General features: G+C 57.4%; 16 protein-coding genes and 2 pseudogenes. 13 read left to right on the top strand and 5 right to left on the bottom strand.

Annotated features, from left to right (window positions below; genetic code table 11):
* Nucleotides 1-94: 94 nt before the first annotated feature.
* The 7 genes and pseudogenes from METLA_RS0100815 to METLA_RS0100785 form a co-directional block, all read left to right on the top strand.
* Complete coding sequence (locus tag METLA_RS0100815; RefSeq protein WP_024296737.1) at nt 95-934, top strand: DUF58 domain-containing protein; 840 nt, start codon at nt 95-97, stop codon at nt 932-934.
* The gene (locus tag METLA_RS0100810) at nt 931-1,809 is read left to right on the top strand and encodes a hypothetical protein (protein WP_024296736.1); all 879 of its coding nucleotides are present in this window, start codon (nt 931-933) and stop codon (nt 1,807-1,809) included. The genes METLA_RS0100815 and METLA_RS0100810 overlap by 4 nt, the downstream gene beginning before the upstream one ends.
* Complete coding sequence (locus METLA_RS0100805; protein ID WP_024296735.1) at nt 1,806-2,798, top strand: vWA domain-containing protein; 993 nt, start codon at nt 1,806-1,808, stop codon at nt 2,796-2,798. Before METLA_RS0100810 ends, METLA_RS0100805 begins: the two co-directional genes overlap by 4 nt.
* A gap of 2 nt (nt 2,799-2,800) precedes the next feature.
* Nucleotides 2,801-3,367, top strand: coding sequence for a hypothetical protein (locus METLA_RS0100800; protein WP_024296734.1), 567 nt, complete (start codon nt 2,801-2,803; stop codon nt 3,365-3,367).
* Nucleotides 3,368-3,377: 10 nt separating this feature from the next.
* Complete coding sequence (locus METLA_RS0100795) at nt 3,378-4,358, top strand: vWA domain-containing protein (protein WP_024296733.1); 981 nt, start codon at nt 3,378-3,380, stop codon at nt 4,356-4,358.
* Nucleotides 4,359-4,396: 38 nt separating this feature from the next.
* Nucleotides 4,397-4,882, top strand: a complete 486-nt coding sequence (locus METLA_RS0100790; RefSeq protein WP_024296732.1) for a hypothetical protein — start codon at nt 4,397-4,399, stop codon at nt 4,880-4,882.
* A gap of 234 nt (nt 4,883-5,116) precedes the next feature.
* Nucleotides 5,117-5,761 (top strand): annotated as a pseudogene (locus tag METLA_RS0100785) (response regulator); the annotation flags it as partial.
* Between the two features lie 90 nt (nt 5,762-5,851).
* Here the strand turns inward: METLA_RS0100785 and METLA_RS21660 are convergent.
* The 4 genes and pseudogenes from METLA_RS21660 to METLA_RS0100770 all read right to left on the bottom strand — a co-directional run.
* A pseudogene (locus METLA_RS21660) lies at nt 5,852-6,328 on the bottom strand (DEAD/DEAH box helicase family protein); the annotation flags it as partial.
* A gap of 238 nt (nt 6,329-6,566) precedes the next feature.
* On the bottom strand, nt 6,567-6,995 hold the full coding sequence (locus METLA_RS0100780) for an endonuclease domain-containing protein (protein ID WP_024296730.1): 429 nt from the start codon (nt 6,993-6,995) through the stop codon (nt 6,567-6,569).
* A gap of 211 nt (nt 6,996-7,206) precedes the next feature.
* On the bottom strand, nt 7,207-7,608 hold the full coding sequence (locus tag METLA_RS23035) for a hypothetical protein (RefSeq protein ID WP_029646286.1): 402 nt from the start codon (nt 7,606-7,608) through the stop codon (nt 7,207-7,209).
* A gap of 73 nt (nt 7,609-7,681) precedes the next feature.
* The gene (locus METLA_RS0100770; RefSeq protein WP_198408432.1) at nt 7,682-9,034 is read right to left on the bottom strand and encodes a site-specific DNA-methyltransferase; all 1,353 of its coding nucleotides are present in this window, start codon (nt 9,032-9,034) and stop codon (nt 7,682-7,684) included.
* A gap of 309 nt (nt 9,035-9,343) precedes the next feature.
* Here METLA_RS0100770 and METLA_RS0100765 point away from each other — a divergent pair, with 309 nt between their 5' ends.
* Nucleotides 9,344-10,027 carry a YebC/PmpR family DNA-binding transcriptional regulator gene (locus METLA_RS0100765; RefSeq protein ID WP_245598708.1) on the top strand — a complete coding sequence of 228 codons (684 nt, stop codon included), beginning with the start codon at nt 9,344-9,346 and terminating at the stop codon, nt 10,025-10,027.
* Nucleotides 10,028-10,186: 159 nt separating this feature from the next.
* On the opposite strand, the gene METLA_RS0100760 is transcribed toward METLA_RS0100765, so the two are convergent.
* The gene (locus tag METLA_RS0100760; RefSeq protein WP_024296728.1) at nt 10,187-10,528 is read right to left on the bottom strand and encodes a zinc ribbon domain-containing protein YjdM; all 342 of its coding nucleotides are present in this window, start codon (nt 10,526-10,528) and stop codon (nt 10,187-10,189) included.
* 219 nt (nt 10,529-10,747) lie between these two features.
* Between METLA_RS0100760 and atpD the strand changes: the two genes are divergently transcribed.
* The 5 genes from atpD to atpE are packed head-to-tail and all read left to right on the top strand — an operon-like array spanning nt 10,748 to nt 13,770.
* Nucleotides 10,748-12,121, top strand: a complete 1,374-nt coding sequence (gene atpD / locus METLA_RS0100755; RefSeq protein WP_029646284.1) for a F0F1 ATP synthase subunit beta — start codon at nt 10,748-10,750, stop codon at nt 12,119-12,121.
* A complete protein-coding gene (locus METLA_RS0100750) occupies nt 12,118-12,525 on the top strand; it encodes a F0F1 ATP synthase subunit delta/epsilon (RefSeq protein ID WP_024296726.1) in 408 nt (135 codons plus the stop codon). Before atpD ends, METLA_RS0100750 begins: the two co-directional genes overlap by 4 nt.
* Before the next feature lie 5 nt (nt 12,526-12,530).
* Entirely contained in the window at nt 12,531-12,806 is a 276-nt protein-coding gene (locus tag METLA_RS0100745; RefSeq protein ID WP_024296725.1) for an AtpZ/AtpI family protein, read from the top strand.
* Entirely contained in the window at nt 12,803-13,507 is a 705-nt protein-coding gene (locus METLA_RS0100740; protein ID WP_024296724.1) for a F0F1 ATP synthase subunit A, read from the top strand. Before METLA_RS0100745 ends, METLA_RS0100740 begins: the two co-directional genes overlap by 4 nt.
* Nucleotides 13,504-13,770 (top strand): ATP synthase F0 subunit C, encoded by a 267-nt coding sequence (atpE, locus tag METLA_RS0100735; RefSeq protein WP_024296723.1) that lies wholly within the window; start codon nt 13,504-13,506, stop codon nt 13,768-13,770. The genes METLA_RS0100740 and atpE overlap by 4 nt, the downstream gene beginning before the upstream one ends.
* Nucleotides 13,771-13,782: the final 12 nt, after the last annotated feature.

The raw sequence follows: 13,782 nt of genomic DNA, 5'->3' as shown, positions 1-13,782 counted from the left end.
AAAAACTTCACGTGGATAAGCGTAGCGCATCCACCTTTTGGGGTCACGTTTGGTGGATGCGCTACGCTTATCCACCCTGCACTTGAACAGAAAAATGCTTGAAGCCGACCTCCTTCAATACCGTTTACCCTGGCTGTCCAGCGCGGTGTACCCCGGCGCGCATCTGGGGCGCATGACCGGCGCCGGCCTGCTGTTCAAACAGCATCAGCCGATGGCCGCCAGCAGCGACCCCAGGCGCATCGATCTTCGGGCCAGCGTGCTCGATCCTTTCGAGCATTATCGGGTGCGCGCCTACCAGCAACCGAGCCGTATCGACGTCTATCTGCTCGCCGATTTATCGGCATCGATGGGCCATGCCGGCAAACAGAAAATTCTGGGCACCCTGCTGCGCACGCTCGCGCGCTCGGCGTTCGGCTACGGCGACCGTTTCGGCTTCATCGGCGCGGGCGAACGGGCCGAACCGCGTTGGCTGTTGCCGGCGGGCATGCATTATGAACCGGTATCCCGTGTCGCCGGCCAACTCGAAAGCGCGCGTTTTTCCGGCACCGCGATCGGGCTCGGCAACGCCCCCGCCTATCTGCCGGCCGAAAGAGCCCTGCTGTTCCTATTGACCGACGGCCATTTTCCGCTCGCCCACCTGCAAGGCCTGCTGGCCTCCCTGCAAATGCATGATGTCGTCCCCCTGGTGCTGTGGGACGCGAGCGAATACCGCCGGCTGCCCGCCTGGGGTTTATTGCCCGTTCGCGACCTCGAAAGCGGAGTGTCCCGCACCCTGGTCATGCGCCCGGCGCTCAGGGAACGCATCGTGTACGCCTACGCGCAACGGCGGCAGGACCTGCTCGGGACCTTTCGCGCCTTCGGCAGCGAACCCTTGTTTATCGAACAGTGCGACATCCCCGCGATCAATCGCCATTTACACCAGAGAACGGCATGAAACGCCTATTGATCCTGACGCACCTATTACTGCTGGGCTGCTCCGGCGCGAACGACGATGCGGTCATCGACTTCGAAGTCGAAACGCCGAGACCGTTCGGCTATGTGATCGGCGACGAGATTCCGGAGCGGATCATCCTCGAAACCCGGCCGGGCGTGATCCTGAACACCGCCAGCCTGCCCGCCAAAGGTCCGGTCAATCGCTGGCTGAATCTGAATGCCATGCACATCCGGCAGAGTGGCCAGCGCTACGAAATCGACTTGCGCTACCAGGTGTTTTATGCGCCGCTGTCGGTCAGGACCCTGACCCTGCCCGGTTTCGACCTGCACTTCGGCAGCGGCGACAGCGCCTTCAGCAAGCCAGTCCCGCCCTGGCGCTTTACGATGTCGCCGCTGCGCGACCTGGCGGTCAAGGGCGCCGAAAGCGGGGCCACACTGCGCCCCGACAGTCCGCCGCCGCAACTGGACACGCGGCAGACTTTGACCCTGATCGTCGCGGGCTCGGGCGCTTCCTTGCTCGCCGCCGCCACGCTCGGCTTTTTGTACGGCTACTTCCCGGCCTTGCGGCGCCGCACCCTGTTCAAACAGGCGCTGAAACGTCTGGCCCGCCTCCCGGAAAAAGACATGGCGTCGGCCCTGCACACCGTGCATGATGCCCTGAACCGGCTGAACCGGAAGCCGCTGTATCAACATCAGCTGGCCGGATTTTACCAGGCCCATCCCGAGCATCGCCGCGTGGATAGTCAACTGAACTGGTTTTTCAACTATTCCAACCATTATTTTTTCAGCCGCAATGTCTCGGCGACAGCGTTGGACCGCGAAAAACTGATCGCGCTGTGCAAGGCATGCCGGCAAATCGAACGGGGCAGCCGATGAGTCTGGGCGTGGAATCGCCGTGGCTGCTGACCGCTTTGCCGCTGGCCCTGCTGCCGCTGATCAATAAGGGCATGCGCGACCATGCGCATCCGGGCTTGCTGCTGCTGCCGTCGGACCCGCTGTCGGACCTGTTGTCCTGGCTGCTGCGTGTTTTCGCGATGCTGGCGATGGCCGGGCTGATATCGGGCATGGCGGGGCTCCACCTGCAAGGACAAAGCGTCGAACGCATCGGCCACGGCGCCGAAATCGTCCTGCTCCTGGACCGCAGCAACAGCATGGACAACAGCTTCGCCGGGCGCGCGCCGAACGGCAATAACGGCGAAGAATCCAAAGCCGCCGCCGCACGGCGTTTGCTGACCGATTTCGTGAACCAGCGCGAACACGATCTGATCGGCGTTGCCGAATACAGCACCGCGCCGTTGTATGTGATGCCGATGACCGAAAACAAGGCGGCGGTCAAATCCGCGATAGCGGCGACCTCGACGCCGGCGCTGGCCTATACCCATGTCAGCAAGGGCTTAGGCATGGCGCTGTCTTTTTTTCAGCAACCTGTCGTCACAGGATCGCGGCTGATCGTCCTGGTCTCCGACGGCGCGGCGGCGATCGATCATGACAGCGAGCAGAAGCTCAGGCAGTGGTTCAAGGAAAAACAGGTGCGTCTATACTGGCTGTTTTTGCGCACGGCCAACAGCCCGGGCATTTACGACCCGCCGGCCGATCCGCGCGACGACAACGCGCAGGCGATGCCGGAACGCTATCTGCACCAGTTCTTCACCAGCCTGAACATCCCTTATCAGGCCTATCAGGCGGAGAGCCCCGACGCGATGAAGCAGGCCATCGCCGACATCAGCCGGCTCGAAAATCTGCCGATCCATTATTTCGAACGGATCCCCCGGCGGGACCTTACCGGCACCTGCTATCTGGCGTCCGCTATCCTGCTGCTGTTGCTGCTGGCCGCCAAAGGCGCCGAAGTAAAACCGGAAGCATAACCATGAACACGAGACCCTTATTGCATCCCCTGCTCTGGCTGACATTGGCGTCAGGCCTCTCTGCCACGCTGTACGGCGCAGCCGATTGGTACCGGATTCATGCCGGCAATGCGTTGATCGCCAAGCTCGTCTCGGGCCGCGATGTCGAGCTCGATCGGGTGATCGGCGGCCCCTTCGAGCTGCGGCTGGCAAGAGCCTATTATCTGAAGAACAAGCATCGCTATGACGAGGCGCTGGCGACCTTGAGCCTGGTCATCGACCAGGGCGACACCGCGCGGCAGGCCAGAAACCGCTACAACCTCGGCAATCTGTATCTCGAACAGGCGATAGCCCAGGCCGAAGCGATGAACATCAATGCGGCCATGCCGCTGGCCGGCCTGGCCAAACAGGCGTACCGGCAGTCGCTGGCATTGGACAGCAACCAATGGGACGCCAAATACAATCTCGAAGCCGCGATGCGCCTGTTGCCGGAAATGGACCGGATTTCGCCCGAGGACGAAGAGGAACCCGTGCAGCAAAAGACCCAATTATGGACGACCGTGCCGGGATTTCCGCGCGGTTTGCCTTAGGCCCGGTGAAATGATGCGCTTTTCGTTGCAAGACTACCGAACCGTGTGCCTGCTGCTGGCGGTTTCAGCGATGGCCGTATTGTTCATACGGCCTGTCGAACAGCAAAAACAGCCAGTTTACAACCTGACCTTCATCGTCGATATCACTCGCAGCATGAATGTGGCGGACTACGCCGAAGGCGACCGCGCCGTCAGCCGGCTGGAATTCGTCAAACGGACCTTGCGCGAATTGCTGGTCAGGCTGCCCTGCCAATCCAAAGTCGGCCTGGGCCTGTTCACCGAGCGCCGCTCGACCTTGCTGTTCGAACCGCTGGAGGTGTGCGGTTCCTATGCGGAGATCGACGCCGCGATCAGTCAAATCGATTGGCGCATGGCCTGGGCGGCCGACAGCAATATCGCCCAGGGCCTTAAGAGCACGCTGGAAATGCTGCAAAACCGGGACGGCGCCGTCGTTTTCATGACCGACGGCCATGAAGCGCCGCCGCCGAATCCGCGCTACCGGAGCGATTTTTCCGCGCTGAAGGACAAGGTCAAGGGCATCATCGTCGGCGTCGGCGGCTTGACGGCCATGCCGATTCCGAAGTTCGACAACCGCGGCGAACCTGCCGGCTATTATTCGGCGGACGATGTGCCGCAGCGCTCCTCGTTCGGCGAATCGAATCTGGACCCGTCGCAGATCGAAGGCTACAACGCGCGCAATGCCCCGTTCGGCAGCGCCAAAGCCGGCGGCAGCGAGCACCTGAGCGCGCTGCACGAGAGCTACCTGGAAGAACTGGCGCTCGAGGCGGGACTGAAGTACGCGCGCTTGAGCGATGCCGAGACCCTGGCTGCGGCGGTTCAGCGTCCCGAACTCGCGCTGACGAAAAAGGTTGCCGCCGACGTGCGCTGGCAACCGGCCTGGCTGGCGTTGCTGATGACGGCTGCCGTGTACTGGCCGTTTAGCCTGAGCCGGGTCAAAAGTGCTTTAGGGTTTTTGCGGAAAAAGCCGTGAGCAAAGTTATCTTTTAATCAACCCCTTCGAGATGAGACATGATCAAAAACATCCCACTGACCCCGCATCGTTTATTTGCCGGATTGCTGGCGTTGTCGCTACTGGGCGCTTACATCACCCACAACGCCCAGAAAAACTGCCACTATTACTGGCTGTTCATGTTGCTTATTCTGGGCCTTGCCTCGATTGCGCCGATCTACCTGCAAACCCCAAGCGATCGCAAAAGTCTGCAAAACCGCTTGCTGCACTGGGCCGGCTGCGTGTTCGCGACCGTGGTGATCTATGCCTACCATAATGCCGGCAGGCTGTATCATGAGGAAACCGGCCTGTTGATCCTGCTGGTGCTGGCCATCGGCGCTTACACCGACGGCCTGAAAAACAGCCTCCGATTCATGCTGCTCGGCATCTTTCTGGGCCTGATCGCGATGTCCGCCGCCTACGTCGATGCCTACCTGTGGCCGCTGGCGATACTCGCAAGCGCTGCCGGGGCATGGAGTTATTATGAAGAGGTTTCGGCGGCTTAGACGGACACTAAAAAGACCTGGCGCCGGCTTCGATAAAAAATTTCCCATTTTGTTTTGGGATAATTTCTTGCCGCACGCTTTAACATTTTTCCTGCCTTTCGTGTTTTTCGTGGACAATGCGTAAAACAGCCAAAAGCAAGCTCGGGCAATGCCAAAGCGCACAATTTAGGAATTTTTCCTATGGATTTTGCCGCCGATAACCGACATCATGCGCGCTTCATTGGGAGGGCGAGCATGTCCAAAAGAATCAACGTGTTATTGGTCGATGATCATGCGGTCGTCAGGGCCGGTTATAAAGCCTATCTCTCCCTGTGCGAGAGCATCGGCACGGTCCATGAAGCCGACCGCGGCGAAAGCGCCTGTCAGCTGTATGACCGGGAGCGGCCGGACGTGGTGGTGCTGGATATTTCGATGCCCGGCATCGGCGGTTTCGAAACGATCCGCCGGCTGATCCTGCGCGATCCGCGCTGCAAGATCCTGGTATTCAGCATCCATGACGAGCCGATCTACGCCACGCGCGCGCTGAAGGCCGGGGCGAAGGGCTACATCATCAAATCCAACGTTCCGGACACTCTGGTCACCGCGGTCTTTACGCTCGCGGAAGGCGGGACCTTCATCGCCCCGGAACTGGCGCAAAGAGTCGCGATGTCGATGCTATACGCGCAGGACGAAGCCAACGTGATCAAGCAATTGTCGCCGCGCGAATTCGACATTTTCTGTTTGCTCGCGAACGGCCTGGCGCCGCGTGAAATCGCCGAAAAGCTGTGCCTGAGTTACAAGACGGTGTGCAATCACAGCACCGCGATCAAGGACAAGCTCGAAGTAAAGACGATGGCCGAAATGACCCTGCTGGCCAGCCGCCACGGCTTGATTCAATCGCCTTATGCAGGGATTGCGGAGCATTTGCAGCCGATCGGTCGCCTTGGTAAAACTATGGTGCGCCTCATCGACCACCACACCGATTCGAAAACCGGCGTCGCGCAGTTCCGGGATGAACTCGTCCAGCGCCAGCGATAAATCGCCGCTGCTGCGCAGTTTGCGGGTTTCCGCATTGCGCGCCCAGGTTGTGACAAACACATCCCCTCTCTCGGCCGAATACGCCTTGCGGTCAGAGCTCAAATCGCGGATTTTCAGACCGTTAAAATCCCGCTTTAACGCACTTTTGGCTTGCTCCACCAGCCCAGCAAACGGCGTAAACCAGAACCAAACGATCTTGGCATTATCACGGTGATCGGTCCGGGCAAAACTTTCGGCAATCAAGCCTGCCATCAGGGTTTTACCAGCTCCGGTCGGTGCTTCCAACAATACGCAGCCGTTATAGGCGCTAATCGCCCGTTGGCTGTCACTATCATCAACCTGCTGTAATTGATTTTCCGCATAACGAAAAATCTCCAAGGCGTTTTTGACCGCTTCGTCCTGATACGGCTTCGGCGCGATTGTGCTCATTTATCTGGCATCCTCATTGATAAATCTCCCCCGACCCTTCTTTTGCAAAGAGGGGGTAGACATGCTGGTCATTTTTCTAGGTTTCATCGACTGGAGAAGACCCATTCCCCCTTTGAAAAAGGGGAAATGGGTGATTTTTCAAATACTCGAAGGGAGAAAATCCATCCCTTCTTTGAAACTGGCATAAATCTCCCCCGGCCCCTCTTTTGCAAAGAGGGGTGACGTTTTGTTCATTTTTCTAGGTTTCATCGTCTGGAGAAGACCCATCCCCCCTTTGAAAAAGGGGGTTAGGGGGATTTTTCAAATACTCTAAACGCTCCCGGACCACAACAAAAATCTTCTCCATCACACCGTCGATATTCTGCAATACATCCAAATTAGTAAAACGCAGCACCATCAATCCTTGCTGCTGTAAAAACTCGGTTCGCCGCTGATCATAATCTTGTTGCTCCGCTTCAAAATGTTGTCCTCCATCCAATTCGATTACCAGAGAGGCTTTTGGCGCATAAAAATCCACGATGTAACCGCCAAGCGGCTTTTGCCGATAAAACTGCACGTCCAATATCTGCTTGCGCCGCACCCGCGTCCAAAGCCGCTGTTCGGCATCGGTCATGTTGCTGCGTAGAGTTCGAGCTTTGGGTTTTAGTTTGGCGTCGTAATTTAGCATGGATCAATGACCATTATTGATAAATCCCCAGCCCCTCGGCAACCGCTCCCGGCGACGCTCTATCTCCTGCATCCATGCAGTCGCCTTTTTCAAAGGGAGAGAGACCTCTGTTATTTTTCAGCATTTATCAGTAATCGATCTCGTACCGGCATCCCTATAACAAAGCGAGAAGCCTACTTCCCCCTTTGAAAAAAGGGGATTGAGGGGGACTTTAAAAATGACTCCCACCAAACCGATCCACCAGAAATTGAGGAATCGGCAAAAAACTCAACCGTTCATCCTGAAAATGCTGCCGCAACAAGCCCGGTTGCCAAGCGTAGACTATCAGTGTCAAATCGGCGGCAATCAGCGTATTCAATGCCTGCAATACCGCCTCGTTGATTTTCGGCAAGTACAGCACCTTGCTGTTCTCCAACTCGGTTTGCTGAATCAGCGCATCGGCTGCAAATGGCGACAAGCTTTCGCCATGAATCAACTGCAACGCTGTCCAGATGGCTTCATGTTGAATGCTGCTAAACAAGGTTTCGGCGGGCAAGCGGTGGGTGCGCAGATAGGCAAAACTGCCGCCCAATCCGGCAACGGCTTCACCTTTTTTATTGCTATAACTTTGCATCACCCGTCGTACCCGTTCGGCGCAAACATCGCGGCAGAGATTTTTATCGGAAATCCCCCCCGTCCCCCCTTTTTCAAAGGGGGGGGGAATCAACTTCGACTGCTGCAAGAGCAACGCCGGGAGCGGTTGCCGAGGGGCTGGGGGAGATTTGCGCTTCGGTGCTGGACACCAGAATAAAACGGCGATTGCCGCCATCTTCGGCGTTCAGTTTCATTACCGCATGGGCGGTGGTGCCACTGCCGGCGAAGAAATCCAGCACGATGTCGTCGGGTTTGGTCGCGATGCGGAGAATGCGTTCGATCAGACGAATAGGTTTTGGTGTAGAAAATACTGAAGCAGCATCTTCAAATTGCATGACTTCCTGCACTTCTTTCTTTGCATCCTGTGTATGCCCAACTTCTTCATATTTCCAAAGAGTTTGAGGGACCACACCTTGTTTAACTTCTGAAAGAAATCTTTTTAGCCGAGGAACTCCATTTCCATCTTTACCCCACCAAATTCGACCATCTTCATTAAGTTCATCAAATCTCTTCTTTGAGAAACGCCAATAATTGCCTGGAGGTGGACCCGCAATAATACGCCCCGAAGGGCTAGTTATCGAATATGTGCCTTCACTATAAAAATTTCTTGCCGAACAATCGCCAGATGTCCAAACGCCACGAGGATCGTTATCCGGGTTTTTATATGCCTTATCTTGAGCCGCCGATCGGGGTATCGCGTTTGGTCTCCAAACATCGCGGTTGATTGCATAAACCAGCACATATTCGTGGTCGTCAGAAAAGTGCATTGCAGTGTTTTTAGGTGAAAACACTTTCTGCCAAATCACCGTGGCAATAAAATTTCGCTCGCCAAACACCTGATTCATCAACGGCGCAAGATTAAACACCTCATTATCGTCAATCGATACAAAAATCACCCCGTCCTCGGCCAGTAATTCCCGCGCCAATTGCAGGCGCCTGTACATGAATTCCAGCCACTTGGAATGCCGGTATGCATCATCCTTATCGACAAAACGGTCGTTGTAGATGAAGTCGCGATTGCCGGTATTATAAGGGGGATCGATATAGATGCATTTGATCTTGCCGGCATGGGTCATGCGCAGGTAGCGCAAGGCATCGAAGTTGTCGCCTTCGATGATCAGGTTACGGTAGGGCGCTTCGCCACAGGACAGCGCGGGATCGAAATCCAGGGCGACGAAATCGTCGTTCACCGCTTTTTCGTGCTCGACTTCCTTGCGTTCCCACACCAAACCAAAGCGGGGCCGCCTGTCGCGCAAGCGGAGCTCGCGAATCAATTCTTCGCGGCTGTAATCGTCGTAATTGTCGGCCATGTTTATGCTGTTAATGCGTAGAAACGCAGTATTTTCGGGGTCGTAGCGGCGATTTCTGCAAGCCGTCGCCATCCTTTGCACCAGTGGATGATCCATTATTTCATGCGGTATCAAGTGGCCTGATTTTACGCCGCGAAGCAACACTTCAGCGGGTTCTTTTTCTCGTTCTCACGAGGCTAGCGGGAACCATATTAAGAGGGGCATTGTAGCTTAAGCGGCTTAAATTAGCACCGGGCTTTATCGCTGCCATGGTAGGATTCCGCCCTTAGCGCAAATTTCTATTACAAGGCGAACACAAGGCGAAAAGGTTTCCTTTGCGCATACTTGCCTGTAAAATCTCCATCTTTTTGTTTTCAATGGAGCAACGACCCAATGGGTAGAGCCTATCAAAACCGTAAAGTGTCCATGGCCAAAACGGCTGACGCCAAGACCAAGGTCTACAGCAAATACGGGCGCGAAATTTACGTATGCGCTAAATCGGGGGGCATCGACCCGTCTGGAAACCTGACCTTACGGGGGTTGATTGATCGTGCCAAGAAAGATCAAGTACCCGGCCACGTGATTGAAAAAGCCCTCGACAAAGCGAAAGGCGGCGGCGGCGAAGATTTCGCGCCGGCGCGCTATGAAGGCTTTGGCCCCGGCGGCTGCATGGTGATTGTCGATTGTCTGACCGACAACCCTAACCGGACTTTCGGCGATGTCCGTCTGTGTTTTACCAAGACAAAATGCAAGATCGGCACCCCCGGCACGGTCAGCCACATGTTCGACCATGCCGCCATCCTGGCATTCAAGAGCGCTGACGAGGACGCCGTTCTCGAAGCCTTGCTGACGGCCGATGTGGATGTGACCGATATTGAAAACGAAGAGGGTAAAATCACCGTGTTCGCGCCGCAGGCCGACTACGCCAAGGCCAAGCAAGCCTTGACCGATTTGTTGGGTGAGATTGATTTCGAGGCGGACGAAATTCAATTCGTGCCAAGAGGCGCCACGAAGATCAGCGGCGACGATATTGCTTTATTTGAAAAGTTTTTGGATATGTTGAACGAGCTGGACGATGTGCAGAACGTTTTTCATGATGCCGAGTATTGAAGCCGGCCGATAGGGAGGCTGAGCGGGATGGGTCCGCGCAGCCCCTAGAAACTGCGATAGGCGGCGAAAACCAACATCGAGTGATCATCGCAACAGGTATGCAAGCGATATTGTCTGCATACCTTGCATGAATGCGAAATGCCATCCGCCAGCCAAGCTTTAGATCTTCTTCACAAATTCCGACTTCAGCTTCATCGCGCCAATGCCGTCGATTTTGCAGTCGATGTCATGATCGCCGTCAACCAGACGGATGTTTTTGACCTTGGTGCCGACCTTCACGACCAGCGACGAACCTTTGACTTTGAGGTCCTTGATCACAGTCACGCTGTCGCCGTCCTGCAATACGTTGCCGTTTGCATCCTTGATCACGCGAACATCGCCGCTGTCTTCGGTCGTTGCGGCGGCTGACCATTCATGCGCGCATTCGGGGCAAATGAAGAGACCGTTGTCTTCGTAGGTGAATTCAGAGCCGCATGCCGGGCATGGGGGAAGATTACTCATTGCTTTTCCTTCAGGGTGATTGATCAGAGCCTTGACATACAAGGCAAATTGGGCGTTCATCATGCCAGATTTGGGCGCGATTTGTCCAATATCTAACCCATAAAATAGTCTGCTTATCGAGCCGCCGTTCGCCTCGCCGCCTGATCAATTGCCTGTGCCCTCCCCTTCATCCAAGCGGAGTATGCTAGAATCCCCATATTTAATCCGCTGCGGGAGTCTATGTTACCGCCAAACGAAAAGACAGTCGGCTGGATCGAAGCGGCGCATGGGCCGGTGGTCGACGTGCACTGCAATTATTTGCCGCCAATCGGCCAGGCGCTCGATGTGGTCGACGGCGGCGGACGCTATGTGCTGGTCGTCTATCAGCACCTCACCCCCGAATTGATCCGCGCGATTGCGTTGCATCCGGTGTCCGGCCTGTACCGGGGCATGCCGGTATTCGACCGCGGCGCGCCGCTGCATGTGCCGGTCGATCCCTCCTGCCTCGGGCGCATGCTGAACGTGTTCGGCGAAGCCTTGGACGGCGGCCCTGCCCTGCCTTCTGCGACCTACCGCAATATCCTGTCCTCGCCGCCCTTGCTCTCGGAGACCCTGCCGGCCAGCCGTATCCTGGAAACCGGCATCAAGGTGATCGACCTCTTGTGCCCGTTCGTGCGCGGCGGCAAAACCGGCCTGTTCGGCGGCGCCGGCGTCGGCAAGACCGTCTTGATGATGGAGTTCATGCATGCGGTCAGCAGCGCGATGCAGGGCGTCTCGGTCTATGCCGGCGTCGGCGAGCGCATGCGCGAGGGCCATGAACTCTGGAAGGAGATGGGCGAGGCCGGTGTGCTGGAGCGGGCCTTACTGGTCTTCGGCCAGATGGACGAGTCGCCCGGCGTGCGCTTCCATGTCGGCTATACCGCGCTCGCCTATGCCGAATACCTGCGCGATACGCTGGAGACGGAGGTGCTATTCCTGATGGACAATATCTTCCGCTTCGTGCAGGCCGGCAGCGAAATTTCGGGGCTTCTCGGGCGCATGCCGGCGACCGTCGGCTATCAGCCGACCCTGTTGACTGAAGTCGCCTCGCTCGAAGAACGCATCGTCTCGACCCGGTCCGGTTCGATCACCTCGGTACAGGCGGTGTATGTGCCGGCCGATGACATGTCAGACCCGGCCGTCGCGACGATTTTGGGCCACTTGGATAGCGTGGTGATCCTGTCCCGCCAGCAGGCCGCCAAGGGCATTTATCCCGCGGTCGACCCGTTGCGCTCGAGCAGCCGGATGATGGATCACCGGATTCTCGGCGACCGCCATTATCAGGTCGCCCGCGCGGTACGCGAACACTTGTCGCGCTATCACGAACTCGAAGACATCATCGCGATGCTCGGCATCGAGGAGTTGTCCAAGGAAGACCGCCTGATCGTCGAGCGCGCCCGGCGCTTGCAGCGCTACCTGACGCAGCCTTTCAACACGGTTGCCGACCATACCGGCATCCCCGGCGTGCGCGTGCCGCTCGAACAGACAATCGGCGATTGCGAGGCCTTCATCGATGGCAAATTCGATCATTTCAGCGAGGCCAACTGTTATATGAAAGGCGCGATGCCGGCATGAAGACGTTTGCTCTGACTTTGATCGACACCCTGGAGCTGACCCGCTTCGAGAAGGTCGGCCAGTTCATCGCAGCCGATGAAGGCGGCAGTTTCGGCATCCTGGCCGGCCATGCGCATACGGTCGCGCTGTTGCGTTACGGACTCGCGCGCTTCTGTGACGACAGCGGCGTCTGGCGTTATCTCGCGATGCCGGGTGGCGTCTTGCGTTTTGCCGACAACCGCTTGACGGTCACGACGGTGCGCTACTTTCTCGGCATCGACCCGGACGCGATTTGCGCCGATCTGGAAGCGGCGATGCAGCAGACCGACTCCGAAGTGCACCGCTCGCGCGCCGCGCTCTCCGAAATCGAACATTCGCTGGTCAAACGGCTGGCCGAGTTAAGCAATCAACGCCGCGGGAGTTAAGCCTGATGCCCTATCGAGACAAATTGTCCAAACACACCCGGCGCGACATCGAGCGCCTGAAAAACAAGGCCTTCAGGCCCGCAACCTGGATCGGCATTCTGCTGTACGGCGGGACCTTGGGTTTGTTGTTCGTCGTGCCGATCGTGGCCGGCGCCTATCTCGGCCGCTGGCTCGATACCCTGGCTTCCGGCTATTCGGTACGCTGGACCGTCAGCCTGATCGTGCTCGGCATCACGGTCGGCGGCTATAACGTCTTCCGCTTTTTGAGGGACCGCACATGAATCATTCGGAACTCGGCGCCGAGATCGTCTGGCAAATCGGTCCCTTCGGCATCACCAGCACGGTCGTGACGACCTGGGGCATCATGCTGGTGTTTACGCTGCTGGCGCTCCTCGGGCATCTGACCTTGCGCGCCGCCCCCGGCCGCCTGCAAACCGCGATCGAGGCGGTTCTGATCGCGATCGAGGGCGCGCTGACGGAAGTGTTGCCGCCAACTGCTGTGCGCCAGGTGTTGCCTTTTGTCGGCACGTTGTGGCTGTTCGTGCTGGCCGCGAATCTGACCGGGCTGATTCCGGGCCTGCATGCGCCGACCCGTGATCTGTCCGCAACCGCGGCGCTGGCAGTGTTGGTGTTTCTGGCAAGCCACTGGTACGGCATTCGCGGACGCGGCCTCAAAAACCACTTGCGGCATTACACCGAACCGAGCGTGATCCTGCTGCCCTTCCATATCATCAGCGAAATCACCCGCACCCTGGCGCTGGCGATCCGTCTGTTCGGCAACATGATGAGCCTGGAGATGGCGGCCCTCCTGGTGCTGTTGATCGCGGGCTTCCTGGTGCCGGTGCCGCTGTTGATGCTGCATGTGATCGAGGCGGTCGTGCAGGCCTACATTTTCGGCATGCTGGCCCTGATCTATATTGCCGGCGCGCTGGAGCCCGGCGAATCCGAAACGAATTCACCATCTTCCGAGGAAAAATCATGAACGACCTGCATTTATTCAGCACGCTGTCGACCGCCGTCGCCGGCATCGTCATCGCGCTCGGCACCATGCTGCCCGCGATTGCGATGGGCCGTGCGATCGCCAGCGCGCTGGAAGCCCTGGCGCGCCAGCCCGAAGCCGAAAAAACGATCACCCGCACCCTGTTCATCGGCCTCGCGATGATCGAATCGCTGGCGATCTACTGTCTGGTCATTGCGCTGATCATCCTGTTCCGCAATCCTTTGCTCGAATATTTCCTGAAATAAGCGGCTGGGACT

Origin of the sequence: Methylomicrobium lacus LW14 (assembly GCF_000527095.1) — a bacterium.
GTDB classification, from domain to species: Bacteria; Pseudomonadota; Gammaproteobacteria; order Methylococcales; family Methylomonadaceae; genus Methylomicrobium; species Methylomicrobium lacus.
This window is presented reverse-complemented; position numbering and strand designations above follow the sequence as displayed.

Coding starts and splice junctions, on each gene's coding strand:
- METLA_RS0100815 (WP_024296737.1), top strand. CDS start 95: ATGCTTGAAGCCGACCTCCTTCAATACCGTTTACCCTGGCTGTCCAGC.
- METLA_RS0100810 (WP_024296736.1), top strand. CDS start 931: ATGAAACGCCTATTGATCCTGACGCACCTATTACTGCTGGGCTGCTCC.
- METLA_RS0100805 (WP_024296735.1), top strand. CDS start 1,806: ATGAGTCTGGGCGTGGAATCGCCGTGGCTGCTGACCGCTTTGCCGCTG.
- METLA_RS0100800 (WP_024296734.1), top strand. CDS start 2,801: ATGAACACGAGACCCTTATTGCATCCCCTGCTCTGGCTGACATTGGCG.
- METLA_RS0100795 (WP_024296733.1), top strand. CDS start 3,378: ATGATGCGCTTTTCGTTGCAAGACTACCGAACCGTGTGCCTGCTGCTG.
- METLA_RS0100790 (WP_024296732.1), top strand. CDS start 4,397: ATGATCAAAAACATCCCACTGACCCCGCATCGTTTATTTGCCGGATTG.
- METLA_RS0100780 (WP_024296730.1), bottom strand. CDS start 6,995: ATGCTAAATTACGACGCCAAACTAAAACCCAAAGCTCGAACTCTACGC.
- METLA_RS23035 (WP_029646286.1), bottom strand. CDS start 7,608: ATGCAAAGTTATAGCAATAAAAAAGGTGAAGCCGTTGCCGGATTGGGC.
- METLA_RS0100770 (WP_198408432.1), bottom strand. CDS start 9,034: ATGGATCATCCACTGGTGCAAAGGATGGCGACGGCTTGCAGAAATCGC.
- METLA_RS0100765 (WP_245598708.1), top strand. CDS start 9,344: ATGGCCAAAACGGCTGACGCCAAGACCAAGGTCTACAGCAAATACGGG.
- METLA_RS0100760 (WP_024296728.1), bottom strand. CDS start 10,528: ATGAGTAATCTTCCCCCATGCCCGGCATGCGGCTCTGAATTCACCTAC.
- atpD (WP_029646284.1), top strand. CDS start 10,748: ATGTTACCGCCAAACGAAAAGACAGTCGGCTGGATCGAAGCGGCGCAT.
- METLA_RS0100750 (WP_024296726.1), top strand. CDS start 12,118: ATGAAGACGTTTGCTCTGACTTTGATCGACACCCTGGAGCTGACCCGC.
- METLA_RS0100745 (WP_024296725.1), top strand. CDS start 12,531: ATGCCCTATCGAGACAAATTGTCCAAACACACCCGGCGCGACATCGAG.
- METLA_RS0100740 (WP_024296724.1), top strand. CDS start 12,803: ATGAATCATTCGGAACTCGGCGCCGAGATCGTCTGGCAAATCGGTCCC.
- atpE (WP_024296723.1), top strand. CDS start 13,504: ATGAACGACCTGCATTTATTCAGCACGCTGTCGACCGCCGTCGCCGGC.